Source organism: Candidatus Syntrophocurvum alkaliphilum, assembly GCF_009734445.1.
Classification (GTDB): Bacteria; Bacillota; Syntrophomonadia; order Syntrophomonadales; family Syntrophomonadaceae; genus Syntrophocurvum; species Syntrophocurvum alkaliphilum.
Genome location: NZ_CP046457.1, coordinates 204756 through 231201 on the forward strand (window position 1 = coordinate 204756; position 26446 = coordinate 231201).

25 protein-coding genes are annotated in these 26446 nt (G+C 34.0%); 24 read left to right on the forward strand and 1 reads right to left on the reverse strand.

All coding sequences use genetic code 11. The annotated features are described in order from the left end of the window. Window positions 1–20 precede the first annotated feature (20 nt). Window positions 21–572, reverse strand: a complete 552-nt coding sequence (locus SYNTR_RS01000) for a GerMN domain-containing protein (RefSeq protein ID WP_197079142.1) — start codon at window positions 570–572, stop codon at window positions 21–23. Between the two features lie 198 nt (window positions 573–770). On the opposite strand from SYNTR_RS01000, the gene SYNTR_RS01005 reads away from it, so the two are divergent. The 24 genes from SYNTR_RS01005 (at window position 771) to ligA (ending at window position 26351) form a co-directional block, all read left to right on the forward strand. Next, entirely contained in the window at window positions 771–1064 is a 294-nt protein-coding gene (locus SYNTR_RS01005; protein WP_156202759.1) for a hypothetical protein, read from the forward strand. Window positions 1065–1127: 63 nt separating this feature from the next. Continuing rightward, window positions 1128–2291: an esterase/lipase family protein gene (locus SYNTR_RS01010; RefSeq protein ID WP_156202760.1), complete on the forward strand. Its 1164-nt coding sequence runs from the start codon at window positions 1128–1130 to the stop codon at window positions 2289–2291. A gap of 196 nt (window positions 2292–2487) precedes the next feature. Then, on the forward strand, window positions 2488–3774 hold the full coding sequence (locus tag SYNTR_RS01015; RefSeq protein WP_156202761.1) for a Glu/Leu/Phe/Val family dehydrogenase: 1287 nt from the start codon (window positions 2488–2490) through the stop codon (window positions 3772–3774). A 285-nt stretch (window positions 3775–4059) separates the two neighbouring features. Beyond that, a complete protein-coding gene (gene purE / locus SYNTR_RS01020) occupies window positions 4060–4581 on the forward strand; it encodes a 5-(carboxyamino)imidazole ribonucleotide mutase (RefSeq protein WP_156202762.1) in 522 nt (173 codons plus the stop codon). Then, complete coding sequence (gene purB / locus SYNTR_RS01025; RefSeq protein ID WP_156202763.1) at window positions 4581–5885, forward strand: adenylosuccinate lyase; 1305 nt, start codon at window positions 4581–4583, stop codon at window positions 5883–5885. Before purE ends, purB begins: the two co-directional genes overlap by 1 nt. 58 nt (window positions 5886–5943) lie before the next feature. Then, complete coding sequence (gene purF, locus SYNTR_RS01030) at window positions 5944–7347, forward strand: amidophosphoribosyltransferase (RefSeq protein WP_156202764.1); 1404 nt, start codon at window positions 5944–5946, stop codon at window positions 7345–7347. Between the two features lie 102 nt (window positions 7348–7449). Continuing rightward, window positions 7450–8487 carry a phosphoribosylformylglycinamidine cyclo-ligase gene (purM, locus tag SYNTR_RS01035; RefSeq protein ID WP_156202765.1) on the forward strand — a complete coding sequence of 346 codons (1038 nt, stop codon included), beginning with the start codon at window positions 7450–7452 and terminating at the stop codon, window positions 8485–8487. After that, entirely contained in the window at window positions 8484–9113 is a 630-nt protein-coding gene (gene purN / locus SYNTR_RS01040; RefSeq protein WP_156202766.1) for a phosphoribosylglycinamide formyltransferase, read from the forward strand. Before purM ends, purN begins: the two co-directional genes overlap by 4 nt. Window positions 9114–9129: 16 nt before the next feature. Continuing rightward, entirely contained in the window at window positions 9130–10647 is a 1518-nt protein-coding gene (purH, locus tag SYNTR_RS01045; protein WP_156202767.1) for a bifunctional phosphoribosylaminoimidazolecarboxamide formyltransferase/IMP cyclohydrolase, read from the forward strand. A 116-nt stretch (window positions 10648–10763) separates the two neighbouring features. Then, window positions 10764–12041, forward strand: a complete 1278-nt coding sequence (gene purD, locus SYNTR_RS01050) for a phosphoribosylamine--glycine ligase (RefSeq protein ID WP_156202768.1) — start codon at window positions 10764–10766, stop codon at window positions 12039–12041. Between the two features lie 49 nt (window positions 12042–12090). Continuing rightward, window positions 12091–12753: an HD domain-containing protein gene (locus tag SYNTR_RS01055; protein WP_156202769.1), complete on the forward strand. Its 663-nt coding sequence runs from the start codon at window positions 12091–12093 to the stop codon at window positions 12751–12753. 16 nt (window positions 12754–12769) lie between these two features. After that, window positions 12770–13081 carry a YerC/YecD family TrpR-related protein gene (locus SYNTR_RS01060; protein WP_156202770.1) on the forward strand — a complete coding sequence of 104 codons (312 nt, stop codon included), beginning with the start codon at window positions 12770–12772 and terminating at the stop codon, window positions 13079–13081. Then, window positions 13071–14231 carry an ATP phosphoribosyltransferase regulatory subunit gene (gene hisZ, locus SYNTR_RS01065; RefSeq protein ID WP_156202771.1) on the forward strand — a complete coding sequence of 387 codons (1161 nt, stop codon included), beginning with the start codon at window positions 13071–13073 and terminating at the stop codon, window positions 14229–14231. Before SYNTR_RS01060 ends, hisZ begins: the two co-directional genes overlap by 11 nt. A gap of 10 nt (window positions 14232–14241) precedes the next feature. Next, a complete protein-coding gene (hisG, locus tag SYNTR_RS01070) occupies window positions 14242–14907 on the forward strand; it encodes an ATP phosphoribosyltransferase (protein WP_156202772.1) in 666 nt (221 codons plus the stop codon). Then, window positions 14897–16183 (forward strand): histidinol dehydrogenase, encoded by a 1287-nt coding sequence (gene hisD, locus SYNTR_RS01075; protein WP_156202773.1) that lies wholly within the window; start codon window positions 14897–14899, stop codon window positions 16181–16183. Before hisG ends, hisD begins: the two co-directional genes overlap by 11 nt. Further along, window positions 16184–16771 (forward strand): imidazoleglycerol-phosphate dehydratase HisB, encoded by a 588-nt coding sequence (gene hisB / locus SYNTR_RS01080; protein WP_156202774.1) that lies wholly within the window; start codon window positions 16184–16186, stop codon window positions 16769–16771. Window positions 16772–16840: 69 nt separating this feature from the next. Next, window positions 16841–17569: a 1-(5-phosphoribosyl)-5-[(5-phosphoribosylamino)methylideneamino]imidazole-4-carboxamide isomerase gene (gene hisA, locus SYNTR_RS01085; RefSeq protein ID WP_156202775.1), complete on the forward strand. Its 729-nt coding sequence runs from the start codon at window positions 16841–16843 to the stop codon at window positions 17567–17569. An 18-nt stretch (window positions 17570–17587) separates the two neighbouring features. Continuing rightward, the gene (gene hisF / locus SYNTR_RS01090; protein WP_156202776.1) at window positions 17588–18343 is read left to right on the forward strand and encodes an imidazole glycerol phosphate synthase subunit HisF; all 756 of its coding nucleotides are present in this window, start codon (window positions 17588–17590) and stop codon (window positions 18341–18343) included. After that, entirely contained in the window at window positions 18340–18984 is a 645-nt protein-coding gene (gene hisIE, locus SYNTR_RS01095) for a bifunctional phosphoribosyl-AMP cyclohydrolase/phosphoribosyl-ATP diphosphatase HisIE (RefSeq protein ID WP_156202777.1), read from the forward strand. Before hisF ends, hisIE begins: the two co-directional genes overlap by 4 nt. Window positions 18985–19140: 156 nt before the next feature. Further along, complete coding sequence (locus SYNTR_RS01100) at window positions 19141–20883, forward strand: InlB B-repeat-containing protein (RefSeq protein WP_156202778.1); 1743 nt, start codon at window positions 19141–19143, stop codon at window positions 20881–20883. An 89-nt stretch (window positions 20884–20972) separates the two neighbouring features. After that, window positions 20973–21689: a DUF2953 domain-containing protein gene (locus SYNTR_RS01105; protein ID WP_156202779.1), complete on the forward strand. Its 717-nt coding sequence runs from the start codon at window positions 20973–20975 to the stop codon at window positions 21687–21689. 25 nt (window positions 21690–21714) lie between these two features. Further along, a complete protein-coding gene (locus tag SYNTR_RS01110) occupies window positions 21715–22077 on the forward strand; it encodes a GerW family sporulation protein (RefSeq protein WP_156202780.1) in 363 nt (120 codons plus the stop codon). Window positions 22078–22255: 178 nt separating this feature from the next. Beyond that, the gene (locus SYNTR_RS01115; RefSeq protein WP_197079143.1) at window positions 22256–24340 is read left to right on the forward strand and encodes an ATP-dependent helicase; all 2085 of its coding nucleotides are present in this window, start codon (window positions 22256–22258) and stop codon (window positions 24338–24340) included. 28 nt (window positions 24341–24368) lie between these two features. Continuing rightward, window positions 24369–26351 (forward strand): NAD-dependent DNA ligase LigA, encoded by a 1983-nt coding sequence (ligA, locus tag SYNTR_RS01120; protein WP_197079144.1) that lies wholly within the window; start codon window positions 24369–24371, stop codon window positions 26349–26351. Window positions 26352–26446 lie beyond the last annotated feature (95 nt).

The window sequence follows — 26446 nt, forward strand, 5'->3', positions numbered from 1 at the left end:
AGAAGGATTGTAAAAGATTGTTATTTAATTATGTCTTCACTTCTTGTTAATGGTTCAGTTAGATCACTATGTCCTAGAGTTTCTAGCACTTCGTCTTCTACTAATATCTGTACTTTTTCGATTTCACTTAATTCAGTTAGGGAGTTTATTATGGAATATAGTGTCATGGCCTCTCCTGCAGTGCCTCCCCAGTGGTTTGTAACAAATTCTTGTGAGAAGTTTACATAAGCTATGTTTTGTTCAATTTCTACTCCAAGTAGTTTAGTTTCATCTGGAATAGTTTGAAATAAATCCTGCTGTTCTGGGCCGTTAATAAGTTCTTCAACTACTTTACTAGCTACTAAAGAAGTATCCTCTTTGTCTTCAACTTCTACATCTCTTTGTTCTGCAACTAAAAATTGTGCTTGATCATCGGAAAAGTAAAGTGTTAATTCTACAACTGCATTTGTTTCACCATCTGGTTTTGGGTCTGGGTCTCCTACTTGAGTACTTTCTCCACATCCACTTAAAGTAATTATACTAGCTAGGAAAATTGTCAGTACAGCTACGGTTAAAATAGTTTTTTGTTTCATTTGCATCACCCTTTCTTTTATTTGTCTTAATTATAGAACCAGAATGTTACAGAAGTATGACATAAAATAGTGAAATTGTTACAGCATTATTAAAACATAGCCATTTTCTTTGCTTACCTACTACTTTAAGAATTTATTTTATTAAAGTTTAAAATCCCCTGGTTGTGGAAAAAATAACCTTGTAAGAGAGGTGATATTTTGTTTATAGCTAAAAAAGTAGAAGGGATTAAAGATAAGGTGTTTAAATCTAATAGTAGAAGTAAAGCTAATAGTATTGTAGTTAATGTACCTTACCACCGAAGAAAGGATGAAGATTCAGTGGATAATCTTATAAAACAACTTGCAGGTGATATAGTTTCTAGATTAGATAGTCTTGAAGAAGAAGCTGATTTAGACAGATATATTGATATACCTGATACAGAGTTACAAAATGAAGCTTTAAAGTTAAAGTATGAAATTAATAAGCTAAAATCTTATTTAAATAATCTGTAAATATAGATGCCGTGGGGTTAGGTTTATTTTTTTGGGGAGTTGGTTTTTGTGTTTAATCTTTTGTTGAGTAAAAATTTATTTAATATGGATCTTTTAGAAGTAACCCCAAATGTATATCCAACTATTGATGTAGGATTAGTTAATAGTAGTAGGTACTGGGATAAGGTCGAGTTATGTTCAGTACCTGCTCTAAGTGGTATTAAAGAACCATTTTGTACTGTAAATAAACACATCGATTCAGATATTGTTAAATGCTTTGGGACAGATGAACCTGAGGCAGATAATTATATTCTTCATTATTCTTCTGGATGGAATACAAATCGCAATAAATATCCGCTTCTTTTAGTTCATGGAGCAGGTTTGGATGCAAATAGTTATACTAATCTATATGGTCTAGGGTTTGAAGGCTTACAGCAAAAATTAGTAAAACTAGGCTATCGGGTTTTTGCTATCACTTTTTCTCATTCACACGGTAATAATTTTTATCAAGCAGAGCAATTATGTGCTGCTATTAATAAAATTAAAAAAGAAACTAAGTGCGAGCAAGTAGATATTGTAGCTCATAGTAAAGGTGGCATACCGGTACAAATTTATTTATCTTCATTAGGTTATAACTCTTATCAAGGTGATGTTAGAAGTTATCTAATGTTAGGAACGCCAAATTACGGGATTGATTATCTTTTTCGTAATCCTTTACTTAATTATTTTATTTACACATTAGGAGCTAATGGTGTAATTGTGTGGGATAAAATTATGTCATTTGCAACTGTATTAGATGTTACTGAAAGATCTATATATAAGGAAGGGTATTTTCCCGGCCAAGCGCAGATAGCTTATCGTTGGGATGAAACCTATCCTCTTGATACTTTACAGCAGGATTGGTGGACTACCTATTATGGTGGTAGTGGTTTGCTAGGCAATTCTCAAGGAATTGATAAAGCTATTCGTGATGGGGGATTTTTAATAAAAAGGTTAAATAATAAAGGGTTAGAACCCGGTATAAATATTGCAACTTTAGCAGGAAATAATGTTTTTGAAGGAGTTGCTTTCAACGTTTCTGGTCCTAGTGATGGCTTAGTATTTATTGATAGTGCTTTATATACTGATGGTATGACTAAACGAGGAGCAAAGCTGTTAGACAAAACAATTCTTCCTTTGAATCATATGGAATTACTTTATGATAATCGAGTTGCTAGATGGATTGATATGCAACTTTCTAATAAATAATTAAGTGAGATTAGAAATATTTATATACTGCTAATAATGTATACATTATTAAACCCGCCTTAGTTATTGTCACATGCAAAACGAATTTATATAATAAGATGTAGTTTTATGTAAAACGTAATGTAATAGTTAGAGAAAACGGTCTAACGCATTCATTTTCGTTGTATTAATAAAAGATGACAAGGAGGAAGGAAATATGGGAGCTGGGGAATATAACCCTTTAGAAAATGCACAAGAGCAATTTGATGGAGTGGCAGAGATAATAGGTTTAGATGAAGCAACTAGGCAGTTGCTACGTGAACCTATGCGGGAATACCATTTTTTAATTCCTGTAAAAATGGATGACGGTAGTACTCAGGTTTTTAAGGGTTTTAGAGTACAGCATAATGATGCCAAGGGTCCTGCTAAAGGTGGTATCCGATTTCACCCGGAAGAAACAGCTGATACAGTAAGAGCTTTAGCTATGTGGATGACATGGAAATGTGCTGTTGTAGATATACCTTTAGGTGGTGGTAAAGGTGGAATTATATGTGACCCTCGTAATTTAAGTGAAAATGAACAGGAAAGATTGTGTAGAGGCTGGGTAAGAGCAGTAGCAAAGGATGTAGGTCCTTTTGTTGATGTTCCAGCTCCTGATGTTATGTCTAGTGCTAAACATATGCTATGGATGCTTGATGAGTACGAGACTATTCATGGTGGAAGATACCCAGGGTTTATTACTGGAAAACCTGTAGGTATGGGCGGTTCTTTAGGTAGAACTGAGGCGACAGGATATGGTGCAATTTATACTTTAAGAGAAGCATTAAAGGAAGAAAATGTAGACCCAGCAACTACAAGTGCTAGTTTTCAAGGTTTTGGTAATGTCGCTCAATATGCAGCTAGATTATACCTTGAGCTTGGAGGAAAAGTTATTGCTGTTTCAAGTTGGGATCATGCAGATAAAAAAGCATATACATTCCGTAATGCAAATGGAATTGATATTGAAAAGTTAATAGAAGCTACAGATACCTTTGGAAGTGTGGATAAGGATAAGGCTCGTGAACTAGGCTGTGAGATTTTAGATGAAAATGCTTGGCTAGAGCAAGATGTAGACATTTTAATTCCATCAGCTTTAGAAAATCAGATTACTGCTAAAAATGTAGATAAAATTAGTTCCCAAGTAAAATTTATAGTAGAAGGTGCTAATGGACCGACTACACCTGATGCTGATGTAGCAATAAAAGAACGCGGTATATTTATGATTCCTGATTTTCTAGCTAATGCTGGAGGCGTTACCTGTAGTTATTTTGAACAGGTTCAGTCTAATACTAATTATTTCTGGGAAAAAGACGAAGTGTTAGAAAAGCTAGATACAAAGATGACTGCGGCGTTTAAAGCTGTATATGAGCTTTCTAAGAGAAATAATCTATATATGAGGGATGCAGCATATGTGATTTCTATCAATCGTGTAGCTCAAGCTGTAAAGATGCGTGGTTGGGCTTAATAAAAAACTTATGCCTAAATCTTTTTTAATGCTTTAACGCGTTGACACAATTAAAATGCTTTGCTAATATCAAACATATAATAAAATAATTGTGAAACTCGAAAGTGTGTCTAGGGTTCCGCATATTTATGGACTGGTCCAAGTGACACAGATGCGAAAGCATTACACCGTATAGGGATAAAAGCCCAGGCGGATAGGTTTCGAAATGAAACTATCCATCTGGGCTTATAGTTTTTTTGACTATTTTGGTTAAAACTAAACAAAAGAATAAGGAGTGTGTTTTTAATGGCAAAAGTAGGAATAATTATGGGTAGTGATTCAGATTTAGGAATTATGAAGGGTGCATGTGATATTTTAGATCAATTTGGTGTAGAGTATGAAATTAATGTTTCCTCGGCCCATAGGGTGCCTGATAGAACTGCTGAAATTGCATCAACAGCTGTTGATCGTGGAATTGATGTAATAATTGCAGCCGCTGGCGTGGCAGCGCATCTTCCAGGCGTTGTAGCAGCACATACACCAGTTCCTGTAATTGGAGTACCTATTAAATCAGGTGCATTATCAGGAGTAGATGCACTTTACGCAATTGTTCAAATGCCTAAAGGTATACCTGTAGCTACAGTTGCTATAGATGGTAGTGCTAATGCTGCGCTTTTAGCTTTACAGATGATTGGCATTAAAGATAAAGGTATAAAGGAAAAAATGATAGCTTACAAAGAAAAGATGGCTAGTGATGTATTAGCAAAAGATAAGAAACTACAAGAACTTGGAGTGGAAGGTTACTTAAAAGATAAGGAGAAGAAGTAATGATTGCACGGTATACTCTGCCTGAAATGGGTGCAATGTGGTCAGAAGAAACTAAACTTAATAATTGGCTTAAAATTGAAATAGCTGCTTGTGAGGGTTGGGCAAAACTAGGCAAAATACCAAAAGAATCAGTTGAAAATATAAAACAAAAAGCAAATTTTGAGGTTAAAAGAGTAAAAGAAATTGAAGCAGAAGTACATCACGATGTAATAGCATTTTTAACTAATGTTGCAGAATATGTAGGTGAAGATTCGAAGTATATTCATTTAGGAATGACATCTTCTGATATTTTAGATACCGGAATTGCTATGCAAATGAGAGATTCAGCTGATTTAATATTGGATAAGCTTGAAAAGCTAAAAAGCAAACTAGAACAGCAGGCTATTAAACATAAATATACCATGATAATTGGTAGAACCCATGGAGTTCATGGTGAACCTACTACTTTTGGACTTAAAATGGCATTGTGGTATACCGAAATAGAGAGAAGTATTGAGAGATTAAATAATGCAAAGCAAGTAATATCTTATGGAGCCATATCAGGAGCAGTAGGTAATTTTGCTCATTTAGATCCAAGAGTAGAAGAATATGTTTGTGAAAACCTAGGCTTAACTCCATGTAAGGTCTCTACGCAAATAATTCAACGAGATCGTCATGCAGAATATGTATCTACTTTAGCTATAGTAGCTAGCACATTAGAAAAAATGGCTACTGAAATCCGCAATTTGCAAAGAACGGATATTTTAGAGGTAGAAGAACCATTTGCGAAAAAACAAAAAGGGTCTTCTGCTATGCCTCATAAGAGGAATCCAATGATTAGTGAAAGAGTAGCAGGTTTGGCTAGAGTTATTAGAGGAAATGCAATAGCAGCTATGGAAAATGTAGCCCTTTGGCATGAAAGAGATTTAACTCATTCATCTGTTGAGAGAATTATCATTCCAGATAGCTGTATATTGCTTGATTATATGCTAGATAAATTTATAAATGTTGTTGCAGGTCTAGTAGTTTATGAAGACAATATGCTTGATAATATAAATAATACTAGAGGATTAGTATTTTCCCAACAGCTAATGCTTGCACTAGTAGATAAAGGACTTTTAAGAGAAGAAGCGTATGAATTAGTACAAAGAAATGCTATGAAGAGCTGGACAGGAAAACTAGATTTCAAAGCATTAGTACAAAATGATGAAGATATAGCAAAACTTATTTCAAAAGATGAATTAGAAAAAGTATTTGACTTTAATATATATACCGAAAAGGTAGATTTTATTTTGGATAGATGTGATCTTAAAACAGACAATTAATGGTTTCTTAGTAAAGTAGGTGGTAAAATACTACCTTTTTATATAGGAGGAAAACTTAATGTTTAATGAATTAGAAGAAAAATTTAAAGATGAGTGTGGTGTATTTGGCATATACCTCAATGAGCCTGATAGTAGAACAGATGCGGCAAGAAGTACTTTCTATGGAGTTTATGCATTACAACATAGAGGACAAGAAAGTGCAGGAATTGCTGTTTCTAATGGGCACAAAATAATACTTCATAAAAATATGGGATTAGTTTCGGAAGTAATTAATTCTGAGGTTGTAGACGAACTCGAAGGAAATATAGCAATTGGACATGTTCGTTATTCTACAACAGGTGAAAGTGGTCCCTTAAATGCACAGCCTTTGGTTTTTCATTATCTAAAAGGAATGATTGCCTTAGCACATAATGGAAACTTAACTAATACTGTGGAACTTAGAAAAAGGTTAGCGACATATGGTTCGGTATTTCAAACTACTACTGATACAGAAATAGTAGCAAATCTACTTGCTAGATACCCACAGGATGAGATAGAAGATGCGTTAGCAAAATGCTTAGTAGATATGAAAGGGGCATTTGCGCTTGTTATTCTAACAGAAGACAGTTTAGTTGGAGTAAGAGATCAGATGGGTATACGTCCATTATGTATTGGGATTTTAGATGGTAACTATGTGTTATCTTCAGAATCTGCTGCATTTGACACAATAGGAGCTGAATTCATTAGAGATGTTGAACCGGGTGAAATAATAGTTATAAATAAAGATGGCATGAAAAGTATAAAGACAATTGATGCCCCAAAAACTGCCCATTGTGTATTTGAGTATATATATTTCGCTAGGCCTGATAGTGTAATTGATAAGTTAAATGTTTATAAAGCACGTAGAGAAGTAGGTAAACAGCTAGCCCGACAAAATAATATAGATGCAGATTTAGTTATATCAGTACCAGATTCAGGTACTGCAGCAGCTTTAGGATATGCCGAAGGATCCGGGCTACCATTCCAAGAAGGCTTAATGAAAAATCGTTATATTGGTAGAACATTTATACAGCCAACTCAACAAATGCGTGAATTAGGAGTAAGACTTAAACTAAACCCTGTTTATGATGTAGTTGAAGGAAAACGAATTATCATGGTAGATGACTCTATAGTTAGAGGAACTACTAGTAAAAATCTAGTTAACCTATTAAGAAAGGCTGGCGCCAAAGAAGTTCATATGATGGTAGCATCTCCACCAACTAAATACCCATGCTACTATGGAGTAGACACATCTCGCAGAGAAGAGCTAATAGCTAACCTAATGACAAATGAAGAAATAGCAGCTCATATAGGAGCTGACAGCCTAAACTATATTGACCTTAATGGACTATTTGCTGCTTTAGGAAATGATGAAAACTACTTCTGTGCAGCATGCTTCAGCGGCAACTACCCAATCGGTACAGAATCAATAGAAGAAGAATAAAACAGGGGACGGTTCTCTGTTTTACAAAGTATATAATCACGGGGGCGGTTCTTTTGATTATATATTCATATTTTTACTAATTATACTTATGGAGGTTTTTTTATGAATGATGAAGGCTTAAGTTATAAGCAAGCTGGTGTGGATATTGATGCCGCTACTGAATCAGTTGACATGATAAAAAAGTGGGTTAATAAGACTAAACGACCAGAAGTTTTAGCGGAAATAGGTTCTTTTGGTGGACTATTTGAATTAAGCACAAAATATAAACAACCAGTTTTAGTTTCAGGAACTGATGGAGTTGGAACTAAGCTTAAAATAGCTCAAATGATGGGTGTTCATGATACGGTTGGTATTGACCTAGTAGCTATGTGTGTAAATGATATTTTAGTTCACGGGGCTGAACCTCTTTTCTTCCTAGATTATATATCATTAGGAAAACTAAAACCTGAACTAGTAGAATCCTTAGTTAAGGGTATTAGTGAAGGTTGTATTCAAGCTGGATGTTCTCTTATAGGAGGAGAAACAGCGGAAATGCCTGGTTTTTATAATGATGATGAATATGATTTGGCTGGATTTGCCGTTGGTGCTGTAGAAAAATCTAGACTTATAACTGGCAACACTATTGAAGATGGAGATGTGATTATAGGTTTACCTTCATCAGGAATTCACTCAAATGGATACTCTTTAGCTAGGAAAGTCCTTCTAGAAAAAGCAGGCCTTAAATTAGACCAACATATTGAGAGTTTAGGTAAAACATTAGGTGAAGAACTTTTAACTCCAACTAATATTTATGTTAAATCAATTCTTCCCTTACTAGAAAATGATATAGATATTAAAGGAATGGCTCACATAACTGGTGGAGGTATTCCTGAAAATTTTGAAAGGGTGTTACCTGAAGGTTTAGGAGCAGAGATAGACAGTACCGCTATTCCTGTTTTACCAATTTTTGAATTGATTCAACAACAAGGACAGGTGAAAAAAGAAGAAATGTTTAGAACTTTTAACATGGGAGTAGGATTTTTAATTACAATCCCCGCGCTTCACCGTGATAAAGCTTTAAAGCACTTGCGTGATAAAGCGGAAAAGCCTATAGTATTAGGTAGGATTAATTCGCAGATAGAGGGAGTAGTAATAGAATGAAAAAATTAATGGAGCCTAAATGCCTGCGGATTGCTGTTTTAGCTTCTGGAAGAGGGAGTAATTTTGATGCTTTATCTCAGGCTATTAATAAAAATGACTTAAATGCAAATATACATATTTTAATTAGTGATAAAGAAAATGCACCTGCTTTACAGAAAGCAACCCAACAAGATATAAAAGCTGTTTATATAAATCCAAAAGATTACCCCGATAAAATTGAATACGAGAAAAAATTACTTTCACATTTGCAAGAATATAATATTGATTTAATTGTACTTGCAGGTTATATGAGATTAGTAGGAGCGACATTGTTAAATTCTTATAAATTAAGGATTTTAAACATTCATCCAGCATTATTACCTGCTTTTCCCGGGCTAGATGCACAAAAACAAGCTTTAGACTATGGGGTGCGTTATAGTGGGTGTACTGTTCACTTTGTTGATGAAGGAGTAGATACAGGACCAATAATTATGCAAGCAGTTGTACCCGTGAAAGATGATGATACGGAGGAAAGCCTATCTCAAAGAATTTTAGCTGAAGAGCATAAGGTTTATTGGCAGGCTGTACAAGCTATTGCTGAGGGAACAGTATATATAGATGGAAGAAAAGTATATATAAAAGATTAGTGGAGGAGTGTATAAAATGAAGAGGGCATTAATTAGTGTTTCAAACAAAACTGGAGTTGTAGAGTTTGCTCAAGGTTTAGAAAAATTAGGCTTTGAGATTATTTCTACTGGTGGTACTTATAATACCTTAAAGGATGCAGGTATAAGTGTAGTGAAAGTAGCTGATATTACTGGATTTCCTGAAATTTTAGGTGGCAGGGTAAAAACTCTTCATCCTAAAATACATGGTGGAATTTTAGCAATGAGAACAGATGATCATTTAGCAGAATTAAATAATAACAACATTACTCCAATAGATATTGTGGCAGTCAATCTTTATCCATTTAGAGAAACTATAAGTAAATCAGATGTAACCTTAGAAGATGCTATAGAAAACATTGATATTGGTGGCCCGACAATGGTTAGAGCGGCTGCTAAGAATTTTAAAGATGTTGTGATAGTAGTAAAGCCAGAATATTATAACAAAGTATTAGAAGAATTAGAGAAAAATGGTGATGTTAGGCAGGACTTAAGGTTAAAACTAGCATTAGAAGCTTTTAGTCACACAGCAAGTTATGATTCAATGATTTCAAGTTATTTAGCTAGAATTAATGAAGAAGTGTTTCCCGAAAACTATATATTAGCCGGAGAGAAAGTATATGACTTACGTTATGGAGAAAACCCTCATCAAAAAGCATCTTTTTATAAAAACATGAATCCAGGAAGTGGATTGCCAGATGCTAAGCAGCTTAATGGCAAGGAACTTTCCTATAATAATATAATTGATACCGAGGCAGCATGGGAATTAGTTAAAGAGTTTGAAGACACTGCATGTGTAATTATTAAACATACAAATCCTTGTGGAACTGCAATAGCAGAAACATTAAATGAAGCATTTGATAGAGCTTTTTCCGCTGACCCAGTATCAGCTTTTGGGGGAATAATTGCTTTTAACCGTAAAGTTGATAAAACAACTGCACAAAAGGTTGCCGAACCTTTTATGGAGGTAGTTATTGCACCTGACTATGATGATGATGCTTTAGATATTTTGAAAACAAAGCAAAATTTAAGAGTACTAAAACTGCCAATTTTAGAATCTGAGGTTCTTCAGGTGAGAACTGTTGAAGGTGGATTTGTAATTCAAGAAACAGATGAGGCTGTAACTGAAGCTAAAGATTTAGATATAGTAACAGAAACCAAGCCAACTGATGATGAAATAAAGCAGATGTTATTTGCTTACAAAGTTGTAAAGCATGTTAAATCAAACGCTATAGTTTTAGCTAAAGATGGTATGACTATTGGCGTTGGTGCAGGGCAAATGAATAGAGTGGGTTCTGCGGATATAGCTTTTAAAGCAGCGGGAGACTGCGAAGGAGCTGTTTTAGCATCAGATGCATTTTTCCCATTTAAAGATACTGTTGAATTAGCAATCAAAATGGGAGTAAAAGCTATTATCCAACCAGGCGGTTCAGTTCGTGACCAAGAAAGCATTGATGCATGTAATGAACATGGTATTGCCATGGTGTTCACTGGAAAAAGACATTTTAAACATTAAATACTAAGCACGAAGGAAGCGCGGGGACGGTTCTCTTGCTTCCTTCGGGAAGCAAGAGAACCGTCCCCGCGTTTCCCCGATTAAGAATAATAATGACAAAGGCGATGGAGGTATTTATGAGTAAAAAGATACTAATAGTAGGCTCCGGAGGAAGGGAACATGCCTTAGCATGGAAGCTAGCTCAAAGCTCTCAAATAGAAAAACTGTATGTTGCACCTGGTAATGCTGGTATAGCAGAAGTAGCAGAGTGTGTTGATATAGCTGTAACAGACATTGATCAAATGGTGAGTTTTGCAAAAAACAAGCAAATTGACCTTGCCATCGTAGGACCGGAAATACCTTTGATGGAAGGTATTGTTGATAGATTTAATAATGAAGGATTAAAAATATTTGGACCAACTGCTGCAGCGGCAAGGCTTGAAGGTAGTAAGGTTTTTTCTAAAAACCTTTTTAATAAATACAATATTCCAACTGCTAGTTATGAAGTATTTGATGATATTGATAAAGCAAGAGAGTTTGCTAGAAGTTTTGTAACTAGTGATAAATCTGTTGTTATAAAAGCAGATGGTTTAGCAGCAGGTAAAGGTGTAATAATTGCAAATACTGTGAATGAAGCAGATGAAGCTATAGATATTATTATGAAAGATAAAAGCTTTGGTGAAGCAGGCAATGAAGTTGTAATAGAAGAGTTTTTAACTGGTGAAGAAGTTAGTGTGTTCGTAGTTACTGATGGAAAAGACTTTGTTTACTTAACATCAGCACAAGACCACAAACGTGTTTTCGATAATGATGAAGGTCCAAATACTGGAGGTATGGGGGCATATACTTCTCCACCTATATATACCGAGGAAATACATAAAAGAACTATTAATGAAGTAATTATACCAACTATAGATGCTATGGAAAAAGAAGGTAATCCCTACATGGGGGTATTATATGCAGGATTAATTATAACTTCAGAAGGCCCTAAAGTTTTAGAATTTAATGCTCGTTTTGGAGATCCTGAAGCACAAGTTATAATGCCAATGATAAAAGGAGATATACTTCCACTATTTGAAGTAGCAGTAGATGGTAAGCTAAAGGATTACCAGATTGATTCTGAAAATGGTGTATGTATATGTGTTGTATTAGCATCTGGAGGTTATCCAGGTGAATATGAAAAAGGGAAAATAATTAAGGGGATAGATAATATTAAGCCTGATAATATTGTATTCCATGCTGGTACTGCAGTTGAAAATGGTGATTTTATCACCAATGGAGGTAGAGTTTTAGCTGTTGTAAGCAAAGGGAACACTACATTAGAAGCCATAGAAAATGTATATGAAGAAGTTGAAAAGATTTATTTTGAAGGAATGCATTATAGAAAAGATATTGGTAAAAAGGCAGTACGTTAAGAAATTCAAGTAATCGGCAAACTTAATTTAGTGCAAAGGGGGGTTTTTATTGGTTACACTTGATGAAGTTAAACAAAGTCCCATAGTCCAGCAATACATGGATATAGGCAACAAATATATAGGTACTATAGGAGCTATAGAACATAATGTTAAGCATGCAGAATTAGTTGCCTTTTTATGTTATGACATATTAAAAACTCTTGGGTATTCACAAAGAGTAGCAGAATTAGGTGCAATAGCTGGATATTTGCATGACATAGGTAACCTTATCAATAGATATGGTCATGGTTTATCAGGCTCAATTATTGCTTTTAAAATTTTATTTAATATGAAAATGAAGCCCGATGAAATTTCAACTATTATTGGTGCGATAGGAAATCATGAAGAACATGCTAATGGTAATCCAGTAAATCCTGTAGCAGCAGCACTTATATTAGCTGATAAGTCCCATGTACACAACTCAAGAGTTAGAAAAAGGGAAACATCTTTATTCACTCCTCGAGATAGGGTTAATTATGCGGTTTCTAGCTCAAAAATTTTAATAGATCCTATAGAGAGAGTAATTAGCTTGAAAATGGATATTGATACAGATGTTTGTTCTGTTATGGAATACTTTGAAATTTTCTTGACTAAAATGCTGATGAGTCGTCGAGCTGCAGAACATTTAGAATGTGAATTTGAGTTAATTATTAATGACTCAAGACTTTTATAAGGAAGGACAAAATAATATGACATTTGTACCAAAATGGAAGGATAGTAATAGTAAGCTTTTAGCAAAAGCAATTTTAAGCTTAGAAAATGAAGATGAAGTCTATAGATTCTTAGATGATCTTTGTACTATTAATGAGGTTAAAGCTTTATCTCAAAGAATAGAGGTAGCCCGACTTTTGTCTGAAGATATTACTTATAATTCCATTGCTTCAGATACAGGTGCTAGTACAGCAACAATAAGTAGAGTAAGACGTTGTCTTCATCATGGTTCAGATGGATATAAAATTGTACTTAATAAAATAACAAAGGAGTCAAAAGATGAAAAATAAAGAGATTCCTAAAGGAGTAAGAGATTTACTACCTGATGAGGTTAAAGTAAAGAGAAATATTGAACAAAAGGCAGCAGAAGTGTTTTCTAGCTATGGCTATCAAGAAGTCATAACTCCTACCTTTGAGTTTTTGGAGGTTATGGAACAAGGAAGAGGCAAAGATAATCGTGAAGAATTATTTTTATTTATGGATCGTGAAGGCGGCATCCTCTCTTTAAGACCTGAAATGACTGTTTCTATAGCTCGTCTAGCAGCAACTCACCTCAAAGATGTAGAGTATCCTCAGCGACTTTTTTATATAGGAAATGTTTTTCGTCATGTTCAACCACACTTAGCTCAATATAGGGAATTTTGGGAACTAGGAGTAGAACTGTTAGGTGCCGCTACTCCGTTAGCTGATGCTGAAGTAATTAATATTGCTGTAAAAGTCCTAAAAGAATTTGGGTTAAAAGATTTTAAAGTAAGTTTAAATCATGTTGAAATTTTTAATAGTTTACTTGAAGAAAGTGGTTTGAGCGCAGATGAAAAACAACTAATTAGACATCTTGTAGTTATCAAGGATTTAGTTGAACTATCAAATGTTTTAGAAAAATTATCAATTAATGAAGAACTAAAAGAGACTATTGGTATGTTGCCAATTTTGCATGGGGGCTTAGAAATATTAGAAAAGGTTCCCTATATACAAAAAAACCAAAAAGCCAGTAAAGCTGTACAAGAATTAATAAATGTTTATGAAGCTCTAAAAGCTTTCGGAGTAGAAGACAATATTGTTTTAGATATGGGTGTATTAAGAGGTTTAGATTATTATACTGGTATTGTTTTTGAAGGTTATTCACCTGAACTTGGATATGGTCTTTTAGGTGGAGGCAGATATGATAATCTACTTGAACAATTTGGATTTAGTTGTCCAGCAACAGGTTTTGCTTTAGGAATAGATAGGTTAGCTTTAATATTAGACAAAAATGGTTCAGAACCTAAATATTATCTTGTAGCAGGACAAGATATTAATTTAGTAGTTACTAAAGCCGAAGAATTACGCCAAAAAGGGTACAATGTACAAATAGATGTTGAAGGTAGAAGTGTTGAAGAACTTGAAAAAATTGCAACTGCTAAAAACAATTGCACTTTAGTTTATGTAGATAAGGATTAGGAGGATACATATGACACAAGATTATATAACTATAGCTCTTTCTAAAGGAAATCTACTAAAGCCTACTATAAAATTACTTAAGGAACTTAATCTACCTGTTGAAGGTTTAGCAGAAGATAGCAGAGCCATGATTTTTGATTTTAAAGGTAGTCCTAATATTAAATACATAATGTGTAGACCTACAGATGTACCGGCATATGTAGAGCACGGAGCAGCTGATATAGGAATAGTGGGAAAAGATGTTATCATGGAGCAAGCCAAGGATGTTTTTGAGATGGTTGACCTAAAGTATGGCTACTGTCGTGTAGTAGTAGCAGTACCAAACGAATTGCAAGGCATTAATTTAAAAGATATAAATTATAAACGGGTTGCAACTAAGTTTCCTACTATTGCAGAGAAATACTTTAGAAATGAAGGTTTACAAGTAGAAGTGATAAAACTACATGGTAATATAGAACTTGCACCGCTTATGGGTTTATCAGATGTAATCGTAGATTTGGTTTCAACCGGTAGAACCTTAAGAGAGAATAATCTTGGTGAACTGGTTAAAATAATGGATTCAACCACTAGAGTAATTGCAAATAGAGTGAGTTATAGAACTAAACATAAACACATCCAACCAATGATAGAAGAAATGCAAAATGTTGTGAAAGGTGGCTTGTTTGATGAAAATTAGAAAGTTTAATGGAAAGAGCGAAGAGTTTATGGCATTTTTAGAGGCTAATTATGCTGACATGAAAGAATACGAAGCTGGTGTAGCTGAAATTGGTAAACAGGTTAAAGAAAGAGGAAACCAAGCTATTTTTGATTATAATTTAAAATTTGATGGTGCCCAAACTAACAATGAAAACTTTATGGTTTCAGAAGCTGATATTGATGAAGCTTATGAAAAAATTGATGATGAGTATTTAATAGCTATACGTAGAGCTATAGATAATATAACAGAATTTCACTTGAAACAAAAAAGGAATTCTTGGTTAGAACCAGATGAATCAGGAACTATATTAGGACAAGTTTATCGTCCGCTACAAAGAGTAGGAATTTATGTACCAGGTGGCACGGCAGCTTATCCTTCTTCAGTACTAATGAATGCTATTCCAGCGCAAGTAGCTGGAGTAGAAGAAATTGTAATGGTAACTCCACCGGGTAAAGATGGAAAATTAAACCCTTATACACTAGTTGCGGCTGCAGAATTAGGAATTAGCGAAATATATAAAATGGGTGGAGCCCACTCAGTATTTGCCTTAGCTTGGGGGACCGAGACAGTTGAAAAGGTTGACTTAATTAGTGGGCCGGGAAATATTTATGTAACGATAGCCAAGAAGATGGTTTATGGTGACATTGATATTGATATGTTAGCAGGTCCTAGTGAAATTTTAATTATTGCAGATAGCTCTGCTGACCCTGCATATTTAGCAGCAGATTTAATGTCTCAGGCTGAACATGATGTACTAGCAAGAAGCTTATTAGTTACAGATGATGCTTCTTTAGTAGAAAAAGTAGAAGAGGAACTTCAAAAGCAAATACAAACATTATCAAGAAAAGATATTATAGAAAAATCACTAGAATCATATGGAGCCTTCGTTGTAACAACAGATATGGAAGAAGCGTGTGAGGTTTCAAACATAGTTGCTCCTGAACACTTAGAAGTAATGGTGGAGCACCCCTTTGAGCTTTTAAGTAAAATCCACAACGCAGGAGCTATATTCTTAGGTGAAAACACTCCAGAACCTGTTGGAGATTACTATGCTGGGCCAAACCACATATTACCTACTGGAGGTACAGCAAGATTCTATTCTCCGGTTACTGTAGATACATTTACAAAAGCATCCAGTATTATTTTCTACTCTAAGCAAGGACTTATGAATGATGCAGACCAAATAATCAAACTTGCTGAAGTAGAAGGACTGACTGCACATGCTAATTCAGTAAGGATTAGAAAGGAGAAGTAGATGTCTAGAAAAGTGGAAGTGCAAAGAAAGACTGGTGAAACAGAAATTTTATTAGAGCTTGAACTAGATGGAACGGGAAATCATCAAATAGATACCGAGATACCATTTTTTGGTCATATGCTAACTCTTTTAGCTGTTCACAGTCTTTGCAATTTAAAGGTTATAGCTAGAGGAGATATAGAGGTAGATGATCACCATACAGTTGAAGACATAGGTATTTGTTTTGGTAAAGCACTACAAGAAAGTTTAGGTGATAAAAAAGGTATAAAACGCTATGGTGAAGCTACTGTGCCTATGGATGAAGCTTTAGCATCAGTTGTAGTAGATTTATCTGGGCGTTCTTACTTATCATATACAGTAGATATACCAATGCAGACAATAGGAAACTTTTCTACTGAAAATGTTAGAGAGTTTTTCCAAGCTGTTGCGAATAATGCAGGTATGAATATTCATATTGACCTTAGAAAAGGTGAAAATTCACACCATATTATAGAAGCTATTTTTAAAGCATTTGCAAGAGCTATAAAAGAAGCTGTAGAGATTGACCCTAGAATTGGAGGGGTACTATCCTCGAAAGGGAAGCTTTAAATTTTTTTATCTTGAAAAATCAAAACCATTAGGGGTTAAAATTTTTTATAATTTTGGAGAGATGTAATAATGATAATATTTCCGGCTATAGATTTAAAAGAAGGACAATGTGTACGCCTTGTACAGGGGAACAAGGATAATAAAACAGTATACTCTGATTCTCCAGCAGATGTTGCTTTATCATTTCAAAATCAAGGTGCCGAATGGCTTCATGTAGTTGATTTAGATGGAGCATTTTCCGGAAATCCTACTAATCGCAATGCAATAATAAGAATAGCAGAAACAATTAATATTCCCTTCCAGGTTGGAGGAGGTTTAAGGACTTCAGAGGATGTAGAAAAAACCTTAAGTATTGGAGCTAGTAGAGTTATTATTGGAACTAAAGCTGTTTCTAGTCCTGAATTTGTTAAAGAGTTATTAGATAAATTTGGGCCTGAAAAAATAGTGCTAGGTTTAGATGCTAAAGATGGTATGGTTGCTATTGAGGGCTGGGTTGAAACATCTAAGCTATCAGCTTTTGAATTTGGCTTGCAAATGAAAGAGCTAGGAATCCAAACAGCAGTTTATACAGATGTTAGCAGGGATGGACTATTAAAAGGTCCAAATATAGAATCCATAGAAAAAATGGCTTTAGAAACTAGACTTCATATAATAGCATCAGGTGGTGTAACTAGTACTGAAAACATAAAAGATTTAAAACATATCGAATCCTTAGGTGTTAGTGGTGCTATTATTGGTAAAGCACTATATGATGGTAAAATAAGTTTGGCTGATGCACTTAAAGCAGCTAAACAATGAATAAGGGGTGAAGCTGTATTGGCTAAAAGAATAATTCCATGTTTAGATGTACATAATGGACGAGTAGTAAAAGGTATAAACTTTGAAAACTTAAGGGATGCTGGTGATCCAGTAGAATTAGCAGCATTTTACGATAAAGAAGGCGCAGATGAATTAGTATTTTTAGATATTAGTGCATCATTAGAAGAAAGAAAAACCATGGTGGATGTAGTAAGAAAAACAGCTAAAGAAGTATCTATTCCTTTTGCAGTAGGTGGGGGAATAAGTAGTATAGAAGACATCAAAAAGATTTTGGATGCAGGAGCAGATAAGATTTCTATAAATTCAGCTGCAGTTAAAAATCCGGAGCTAATTACAGAGGCTTCTAATAAATTTGGCAGTCAATGTATAGTAGTAGCTATTGATGCTTGCCTTGCTGATGATAATAAATGGGAAGTTTATATTAATGGCGGTAAAAAATCCACTGGTTTAGATGCAATAGAGTGGGCTAAGAAAGTTGAAAAATTAGGTGCCGGAGAAATTCTATTAACTAGTAAGGACAAAGATGGGACTAAAGATGGTTATGATGTAGAATTAACTGCTTTAATAAGTGAATCAGTTAGTATTCCAGTAGTAGCATCTGGAGGTGCAGGAAATTTAGAACATTTATATGATGCAGTAGACAAGGGGAAAGCAGATGCTGTTTTATGTGCATCGATATTCCATTATCGTGAGTACACGGTTAAAGAAGCTAAAGAGTATTTATCAAGCAAAGGAGTACCAGTTAGATTATGATAGGTAAAGTGAAATTTGATGAAAAAGGTTTAATGCCAGCCATAATTCAAGATATTAATTCAGGTCAGGTCTTGATGATGGCTTATATGAATGAAGAATCACTAAACAAAACAATAGAAACCAATAAAACATGGTTTTACTCTCGAAGCAGACAAGAACTGTGGATGAAAGGCGAAAGCTCAGGACATATTCAAGATGTGAAAAAAATAATGTATGACTGTGATGCTGATACCCTTTTAATTCAAGTAGAACAAACTGGAGTAGCCTGTCACACAGGACACTATTCGTGTTTTTATAATGATATTGAAGGTAATGAAATAGAAGAAACCGTTTTTGATGCTGATAACATTTATAGCAAAGAAAGTGCTGCTATACTCTATGAGTTGCAAGAAATAATACAACAACGCAAAGAAGAAATGCCCGAAGGCTCCTACACAACATATCTGTTTGAAAAGGGTATTGATAAAATACTTAAAAAAGTAGGGGAAGAAAATGCAGAGGTAATTATAGCAGCAAAAAATAAAGGCAAAAACGAGCTTATATACGAAACATCAGATCTAATCTATCACTTACTAGTATTATTAGCTGAAAAAGACATAGAACTCTCTCAAATACTAACTGAGCTAAGAAAAAGAAGATAAAACGCGATGAGCAAGTCAAAAGAAAAGGAACCGTCATGAGTCAAAAGTGAGTCAAAAGGGACGGTTCCTTTTGACTCACTAAAGTTAATTGTAAGAATATTTTCCAGATGTCGTAGTTATATATAAAGGGGATAAAAACATAAGGGGAGGGCGAATATGGATTTTAAACCATTAAAACCGATAGCACTTATATGTCTAATAATTTTTTGTGTTAGTGTTGTTATTTTAATTGGATGCAATAGTGACTATGAAGTAAAATTAAAGGCTAACCCAGCAGGCGCAGGGCAGGTAACAGGTGAAGGTAGTTATAAGGCAGGCGAAACAGTTGAAGTTATAGCAGAAGCAAAGGAAGGATATGTATTTAAAAAGTGGACTGAGAATGGTGAGAAGATAAGTGATGATGAAAAATATCAATTTACTATTGATGATAATGTGAACTTAATTGCTGAATTTTCTGCAGTAGAGACAGGAGTGAAGACAAGAACTAAAATTGTGGATAATTGGACTATCTCTGAAACTATTATAGATGAAAACAAGTTGAATCCTGTTGTTAAAAAAGAGGGATGGTATAGTAATGAAGGCAATTATAGTATTGCTGATATAGGAGATAATTACTTAGCTAAATATTCTTATAGTACAGAAACAGTAAAGTTTATGAAAAAAGATAGCTTAGAAGTAGTAGATAAAATGGAACAAGTACTTGTTAGAGGACTTCGCAGCATAGAATTTTTAGGGGAAGACCATTTTTTATTTAAAAGTAGGAATAATGAAAAATCTTATATTTATAAAATAAACGATGAAGGTATAAGTATAGTTAAAGAGTTAGATTTATGGAAATCTGGCTTAACTAAAATTGATGAAGATGAAAGATTGTCGCAAATGTTATCTCAAGAGTTTATTTATATCACCCCTAAGCATAGTAATGTAGGTGAATACCTATTTATTTATGCTGATTATTATGGAATGTTTCAGGTTGAAGAACCTCCACGCTTAAATGAACCCTTTCTTAAGGTTTTTAAGTTTGAAAATGGTGAACTTATAAAGCTGGCAAATGATTTACTAGAAGAATCTTTACTAACAACAGATATTATTAAATATAATGATAAAAAAGCAATACTAGCAACTGGCTGTGAAGGTTTTATACAAATCAACTTAGATGATTTTTCTCTGGAAAAGTTAAATATTGGTGGTAAATATAATCTAGCTAAAGAAAATAGACCCTTTTCAGGTTCAGAACAATACGAAAATCATTATATAGCTCATTCATTCAGAGGAGTATCATCAGAAGGTGCTATATTGGTGCGTACACAGATACCATTACCTAAATGTCATGGATGGGTAAAACAACTGTGGGCTCCTACTAACGATGGTAGTTTTACTATAGTGGCACAAAGTGATGTCTACTCAAAAGGACAGATTGGTTCGAATGATGATTTACTAGGGGAATTTTTTCCTCATACATTACATGACGATAGGTGGGTGTCAATGTACAGAAGTCAAACTGATGTAGAAGGATTTGAAGGTGGGGGTGTTTTTGCCCTCTTAAAATTAGATAATGAAAAGGTTTTACAAGATGCTCAAACTAGTCTTGATAACGAACTTCCAGAAATAAGCCAATACTTAGATATGGAAGTAGACTTAAAACACCTATTGAAAAATGCAGGAATTACAAACTTACCTTACTTTATATCTTGGGAAGCAAATGATGGACAAAAATTTTCTAGTAATGAAAACCCTATAACACTTTCAGGTGAAGAAAAGTTCATTTTTGGTCGTATTACAGAAAATCAAATTGATATAACACAAGTAAACGGGGATATAAACTTAATAGGAGTTGACGAGGCTAAAGAGCAAGTTTACCTCCAGGTAAAACAAGACCTTTATATAGTAAGACTATGAGTCAAAGGGGACTGAGTCAAAGGGGACGGTTCTTTTTGACTCATAGGACAATAAAAATATAGAGAAAAATAGGTTAAAGGATAGAAGTTATGGGATTAGCGATATTTAAAGGAATACTTTTTGTTTTGCTTGTTATTTTAGCTTTGCTGATATTATTAATAGTAGTACCAATAGAGTATAAAATAGCAGGCGGATATAAGAATGCGGGTTTCATTACATTAAGCTCTAAAATAGCAGGAATATTAAAAATACACTTTAGGTATCAACCAAGCGAGTCTAAGCTTTATTTTAGTATTTTGGGCTTAAATAAAGAATTATCTTTAGAGGAAGAACATGAAAAACCAACAATAAAAAAAGAGGAAAAGAATAATAATAAGAAAGTAAAAAAAACCTCTCAAAACTCAAAAGCATCACCACCTAGCGAAATTATAAAATCATTATTAAGAAAGGATTTTATAAAAGAGGGATTTGGTCTTGTGATAAGTATTATCAATATAGTTAGACCTGAGAAACTAAAAATTAACGGCAATATAGGCTTTGATGAACCTCACTATACTGCATGGTTATTAGCCTTTTCATCTGCTTTTAATTCAACTTTTAACAATTTTGATGTAAATATAGTACCTGTTTGGGGTGAAGAATACTTTGAAGCGGAAATAGAAGTTGAAGGAAAAATTACAATTATATTAATAGTTTTTAGGGCTTTAAAATTTGTTATTGCAAAACCTTCGCGCAGAGTTTGGAAAAAAATATATCAACATAAAAAGAAAAGTAAACGTAACAATTTGAACACTAGTGGGGTATAAGATAATAAATAAAGGAGGAATTAAAATGGATTTTAATGAAAACATGAATACTTTGTTAGAAAGGCTGGAGAAATTTTTTAGAACGGAGACAGTAGTAGGAGAACCAATACAGTTAGGAAACATAACCCTAGTGCCAATAATAGGAGTTTCTTTTGGGTTAGGTGGAGGCGGAGGATCTGGTAAGGATTCTAGTGGAAACGATGGCTCAGGTGGAGGAGCTGGAGTAGGTGGAAAAATAACTCCAAATGCAATTTTGGTAATAAAAAATGAGGAAGTCAGTGTAATACCTTTAAATGAAAAGACTTCAATAGACAAAATAGTTAGTATGGTTCCAGAGATAATTTCTAAAATAACACCAGATAAGCAAACACAAGAAACTAATAGTTAAACTTAGATAGCTTAAACAAGGGCAAAGGGAGTTTTGAGTCAAAGGGGCGAGTCAAAAGGAACCGTCCCCTTTGACTCAAAACTCCCTTTGCCCTTGAATTTTTATAATTAAATTGGCACGGGGTTTATGCTATGATTAGGTAGGAATAATTATAGTAAGAATATAAAGGTGGTAAATAATGAATATACTTGATAATTTGAACGAGCAACAGCAACAAGCTGTTTTACATATTAATGGGCCTTGTATGGTGTTAGCCGGAGCCGGGAGTGGGAAAACTCGTGTGCTAACTAGGAGGATAGCCAACCTTATTGATAATGGTGTTTTACCTAATTCGATATTAGCTATAACATTTACTAATAAAGCAGCACAGGAAATGAGGAGTAGGGTGGCTGCTATGATTCCAGATTATGCTGGTCAATGGATTCAAACCTTTCATGCGGCATGTTATAAGATATTAAGAATGGATATTGAGAAAATTGGCTACAACAAAAACTTTTCTATTATTGATGATACTGAAGGAAAGACTCTTATAAAAGGCATTTTAAAAGAGGAAAATGACTATGAAACTAAACCAGAGGATATTCTTTATTCAATTAAGTTTGTAAAAAACGGCTTAATTAATGCTGAGAACTATTATAAGAATATAAATGCTCCCCAACATGTTAAGGAGAAATATTATAGGCTTTATAGAATTTATAATGCTAGGTTAAAAGAATTAAACGCTTTAGATTTTGAAGACTTAATTGGACTATGTATTCGCTTATTTAAAGAACACCCTGATGTTTTAGAAAAATATCAGCAATGGTTTAAATATATAATGATAGATGAGTACCAAGATACAAACTATGCACAATATCTATGGGCTAATTTATTAGCAGATAAAAATAAAAATATATGTATTGTAGGTGATCCTGACCAGTCTATATATAGCTGGAGGGGAGCTGAACCATATAATATTAAAAGGTTCTTAAAGGATTATCCTGAAACTAAAGTTATAAAGTTAGAGGTAAATTATCGCTCAACTAGACTGATTTTAGAGGCTGCAAATTCAGTAATTAAGAATAATCAAGATAGAGAAGAAAAAAATTTATATACTGCAAATGGACAAGGTGATAAAATAGTTCATTTTTGTGCAGGTGATAGTTATCAAGAAGCAAAGTTTATTGCAGATGCAATTAGTGAATTAATAGAACGTGAAGGCAAAAAATACAGTGATTGTGCTATATTCTATAGAACACATGCACAGTCACGTCTTTTAGAGGATTCCTTGTTGTACAAGTATATTCCTTACCGGATTATTGGGGCTAGGAAGTTTTATGAAAGAAAAGAAGTAAAGGATATAATTGCCTACCTTAAGGTGATATGTAACTATAGTGATTTAATTAGCTTTAGAAGAATAATTAATGTACCACGTAGAGGTGTAGGGGATAAAACCCTAGAAAAAATAGAAGAATATGCTGCTGTAAACGAAATAAATTTATTGGATTCACTTGCATATTCAACTTCAATACCTGGAATAAGCAAAAAAATGGGGGATAAACTAGAAGATTTTCATGGAATGATAAAATATTTTTCTACACTAGCAGATGCTAATATGCCATTAAAAGAACTAATAGATCAAGTTTTAGATATGACTGGTTATATAGAAGATTTGAAGAAAAGTAAATTAACTGATATTGAATCGAGAATTGAAAATATACAAGAGATAAAATCCCTTGCAGTTGAATTTGAAGCAGAGGGTGGAGAAGGCTTAGAAGATTTTCTAGCCCAGATTGCATTAGTGCAAGATACAGATGATCTAGACCATTCAGATGCAGTATCTTTAATGACTTATCATGGAGCGAAAGGTCTAGAGTTTCCAGTAGTGTTTATGACAGGAATGGAGGAAGGAGTTTTTCCATCTTATCGTACAGAAACTGCAGAGGAGATGGAGGAAGAGAGAAGGTTGTGTTATGTTGGTATTACTCGTGCTCAAGAACGTCTTTATTTAACGAATACTATATCTAGATTGCTTTATGGTTTCGAAAGAAATAATCCTCCTTCAAGATTTTTAAAAGAAATCCCAGACGAACTACTTCGCTTACCTAGTGAAAGGGTAATTAAGAAAGAGATTTTAAGTGAAGGGGACAAGGTTGCGCATCGAAAATTTGGAATTGGATTTATTACTAAAATAACTGATGATGAAATCGCTATTATTGATTTTGACCGTGCTGGTGTGAAAATGCTTCGGTTAGATATTGCTCCTTTGGAGAAAATAAGCTAAATAAAGTTATTTTAGGAGGGAATTTGTCTTGAGCGATATCGCAGCTCGTATAAATGAGCTTAGACAAAAAATATTAGAATATGATTATTATTATTATGTGTTAGATGATCCTCTAATCCCTGATTCTGAGTATGATAAATTGATGAAAGAGTTAGTACAATTAGAAAGTGTAAATCCTGATTTAATAACTCCTGATTCACCAACTCAAAGAGTTGGAGGAAAGCCTTTAGAAGGATTTGAAACTATAACTCATAGAACAGCACTATTGAGCTTGGATAATGCATTTTCATTAGCTGACCTTAAAGATTTTGACAAAAGAGTAAGAAGAGTGGTTGAAGATATAGATTATGTTGCAGAAATAAAGATAGACGGAGTTTCAATAGCTTTAGTATATGAGAACGGAATTTTACAAAGTGCTGCAACCCGCGGAGATGGGAGTATAGGTGAAGATGTAACTAGTAATGTTAGAACAATAAAAAATATACCGTTGCGCTTGCAAGAACCTATACCGCGTTTAGAAATACGCGGCGAAATTTATATGCCCAAAAAAGAATTTGTTAGGTTAAATAAAGATAAAGAAGAAAAAGGTGAAAAAAATTTTGCGAATCCTAGAAATGCTGCTGCGGGTTCACTAAGACAATTAGATCCTCAAATATCAGCCCAAAGAGCATTAGCCGGATTTTTTTATGATATTTTATATATAGAAGGTTTAAATATAGATTCACAAATTGAAGGATTAGATTTTTTGAAAAAGATGGGGCTCTCTGTAAATCCATCTTTTAAACGTTGTGCTAATATAGAAGATGCATATGAATATTGTCAGGATCTTTTAGATAAAAGACATGACTTGCCTTATGAAATTGATGGTGTAGTCATTAAAGTAAACAGCTATTCACCTAGAGAATTATTAGGACAAACTGCTAAAAGTCCAAGATGGGCTATAGCTTATAAGTTTCCTGCTGAAGAAAAGGAGACTAAACTGTTAGATGTAGAAATAAATGTAGGGCGTACAGGAATTATAGCACCTACAGCTTTACTTGAACCGGTATCACTTGCGGGAACTACGGTTAGTCGCGCGAGTATGCATAATTTTGATTTAGTTAAAGAAAAGGATATTAAAGTAGGAGATACAGTCTTAGTACATAAGGCAGGAGATATAATACCAGAAATAATAAAACCAATAGTAGAAAAACGTACCGGAGAAGAAGAAGAAATTACTCCACCTGAATTTTGTCCAGCATGTAGCAGTGAAGCTCAGCGTACTGAAGGTGAAGTAGCTTATAAATGTGAAAACATTAATTGTCCAGCTAGACTAAAGGAGAGTTTGATATTTTTTGCATCCAAAGCTGCTATGGATATTGGTGGTTTAGGACCTGCTGTTATAGAACAATTAGTTGAAGCTGGTTTAGTTAAAAATATATCTGATTTATATTCACTTAAGGAACAGGATTTAGTCAAATTAGAACGGTTTGGGCCCAAATCAGCTCACAATTTATTAAATGCAATTGAAGCTAGTAAACAAAGGCCATTATATAGACTTATTACTGCATTAGGCATAAAACATATAGGAGCTAAAACAGCAAGTATACTTGCTGAAAATATTCAACATTTAGATGAATTTGAAAAAGTAGAAGTTGATGAATTAACTGCTATTCCAGAGATAGGTGAAAAAATGGCAGAGAGCATAGTTGCCTTTTTTAATGAGCCTCGTAATTTGGATTTAATAGAAAAACTCAAAAAAGCCGGTCTTAACATTGAAGAAGAAAAAAAGTCACAAGAAGGTTCATTAAGTGGGTTAACATTTGTTGTTACTGGTACTTTATCAAGTTTAACTCGTCCTGAAGCAATTAAAAAAATAGAAGATAAAGGTGGTAAAGTTACAGGAAGTGTAAGCAAAAAAACAAATTATTTAGTAGTTGGGGAAGATCCCGGGAGTAAATATGATAAGGCTGTAAAGCTAGGTATAACTATTTTAACAGAAGAAGGGTTTCTGTCGCTTATTGGCGAATAAGAATATTGTATTACACTTATCTTGACATTATTATTTAATGATGAGTACAATGCTAAGAGTAAAGATTCAGTTTAAGGAAAATTCAAAACACCTGT

Excerpts from the sequence above, each read along its gene's own strand:
- hisIE (WP_156202777.1), top strand. The coding sequence starts at position 18,340 with ATGATAGGTAAAGTGAAATTTGATGAAAAAGGTTTAATGCCAGCCATA.
- purB (WP_156202763.1), top strand. The coding sequence starts at position 4,581 with ATGATTGCACGGTATACTCTGCCTGAAATGGGTGCAATGTGGTCAGAA.
- purM (WP_156202765.1), top strand. The coding sequence starts at position 7,450 with ATGAATGATGAAGGCTTAAGTTATAAGCAAGCTGGTGTGGATATTGAT.
- purD (WP_156202768.1), top strand. The coding sequence starts at position 10,764 with ATGAGTAAAAAGATACTAATAGTAGGCTCCGGAGGAAGGGAACATGCC.
- purE (WP_156202762.1), top strand. The coding sequence starts at position 4,060 with ATGGCAAAAGTAGGAATAATTATGGGTAGTGATTCAGATTTAGGAATT.
- SYNTR_RS01100 (WP_156202778.1), top strand. The coding sequence starts at position 19,141 with ATGGATTTTAAACCATTAAAACCGATAGCACTTATATGTCTAATAATT.
- SYNTR_RS01115 (WP_197079143.1), top strand. The coding sequence starts at position 22,256 with ATGAATATACTTGATAATTTGAACGAGCAACAGCAACAAGCTGTTTTA.
- SYNTR_RS01015 (WP_156202761.1), top strand. The coding sequence starts at position 2,488 with ATGGGAGCTGGGGAATATAACCCTTTAGAAAATGCACAAGAGCAATTT.
- purH (WP_156202767.1), top strand. The coding sequence starts at position 9,130 with ATGAAGAGGGCATTAATTAGTGTTTCAAACAAAACTGGAGTTGTAGAG.
- SYNTR_RS01110 (WP_156202780.1), top strand. The coding sequence starts at position 21,715 with ATGGATTTTAATGAAAACATGAATACTTTGTTAGAAAGGCTGGAGAAA.
- hisB (WP_156202774.1), top strand. The coding sequence starts at position 16,184 with ATGTCTAGAAAAGTGGAAGTGCAAAGAAAGACTGGTGAAACAGAAATT.
- purF (WP_156202764.1), top strand. The coding sequence starts at position 5,944 with ATGTTTAATGAATTAGAAGAAAAATTTAAAGATGAGTGTGGTGTATTT.
- hisD (WP_156202773.1), top strand. The coding sequence starts at position 14,897 with ATGAAAATTAGAAAGTTTAATGGAAAGAGCGAAGAGTTTATGGCATTT.
- hisA (WP_156202775.1), top strand. The coding sequence starts at position 16,841 with ATGATAATATTTCCGGCTATAGATTTAAAAGAAGGACAATGTGTACGC.
- SYNTR_RS01105 (WP_156202779.1), top strand. The coding sequence starts at position 20,973 with ATGGGATTAGCGATATTTAAAGGAATACTTTTTGTTTTGCTTGTTATT.
- hisZ (WP_156202771.1), top strand. The coding sequence starts at position 13,071 with ATGAAAAATAAAGAGATTCCTAAAGGAGTAAGAGATTTACTACCTGAT.
- SYNTR_RS01000 (WP_197079142.1), bottom strand. The coding sequence starts at position 572 with ATGAAACAAAAAACTATTTTAACCGTAGCTGTACTGACAATTTTCCTA.
- purN (WP_156202766.1), top strand. The coding sequence starts at position 8,484 with ATGAAAAAATTAATGGAGCCTAAATGCCTGCGGATTGCTGTTTTAGCT.
- hisG (WP_156202772.1), top strand. The coding sequence starts at position 14,242 with ATGACACAAGATTATATAACTATAGCTCTTTCTAAAGGAAATCTACTA.
- SYNTR_RS01060 (WP_156202770.1), top strand. The coding sequence starts at position 12,770 with ATGACATTTGTACCAAAATGGAAGGATAGTAATAGTAAGCTTTTAGCA.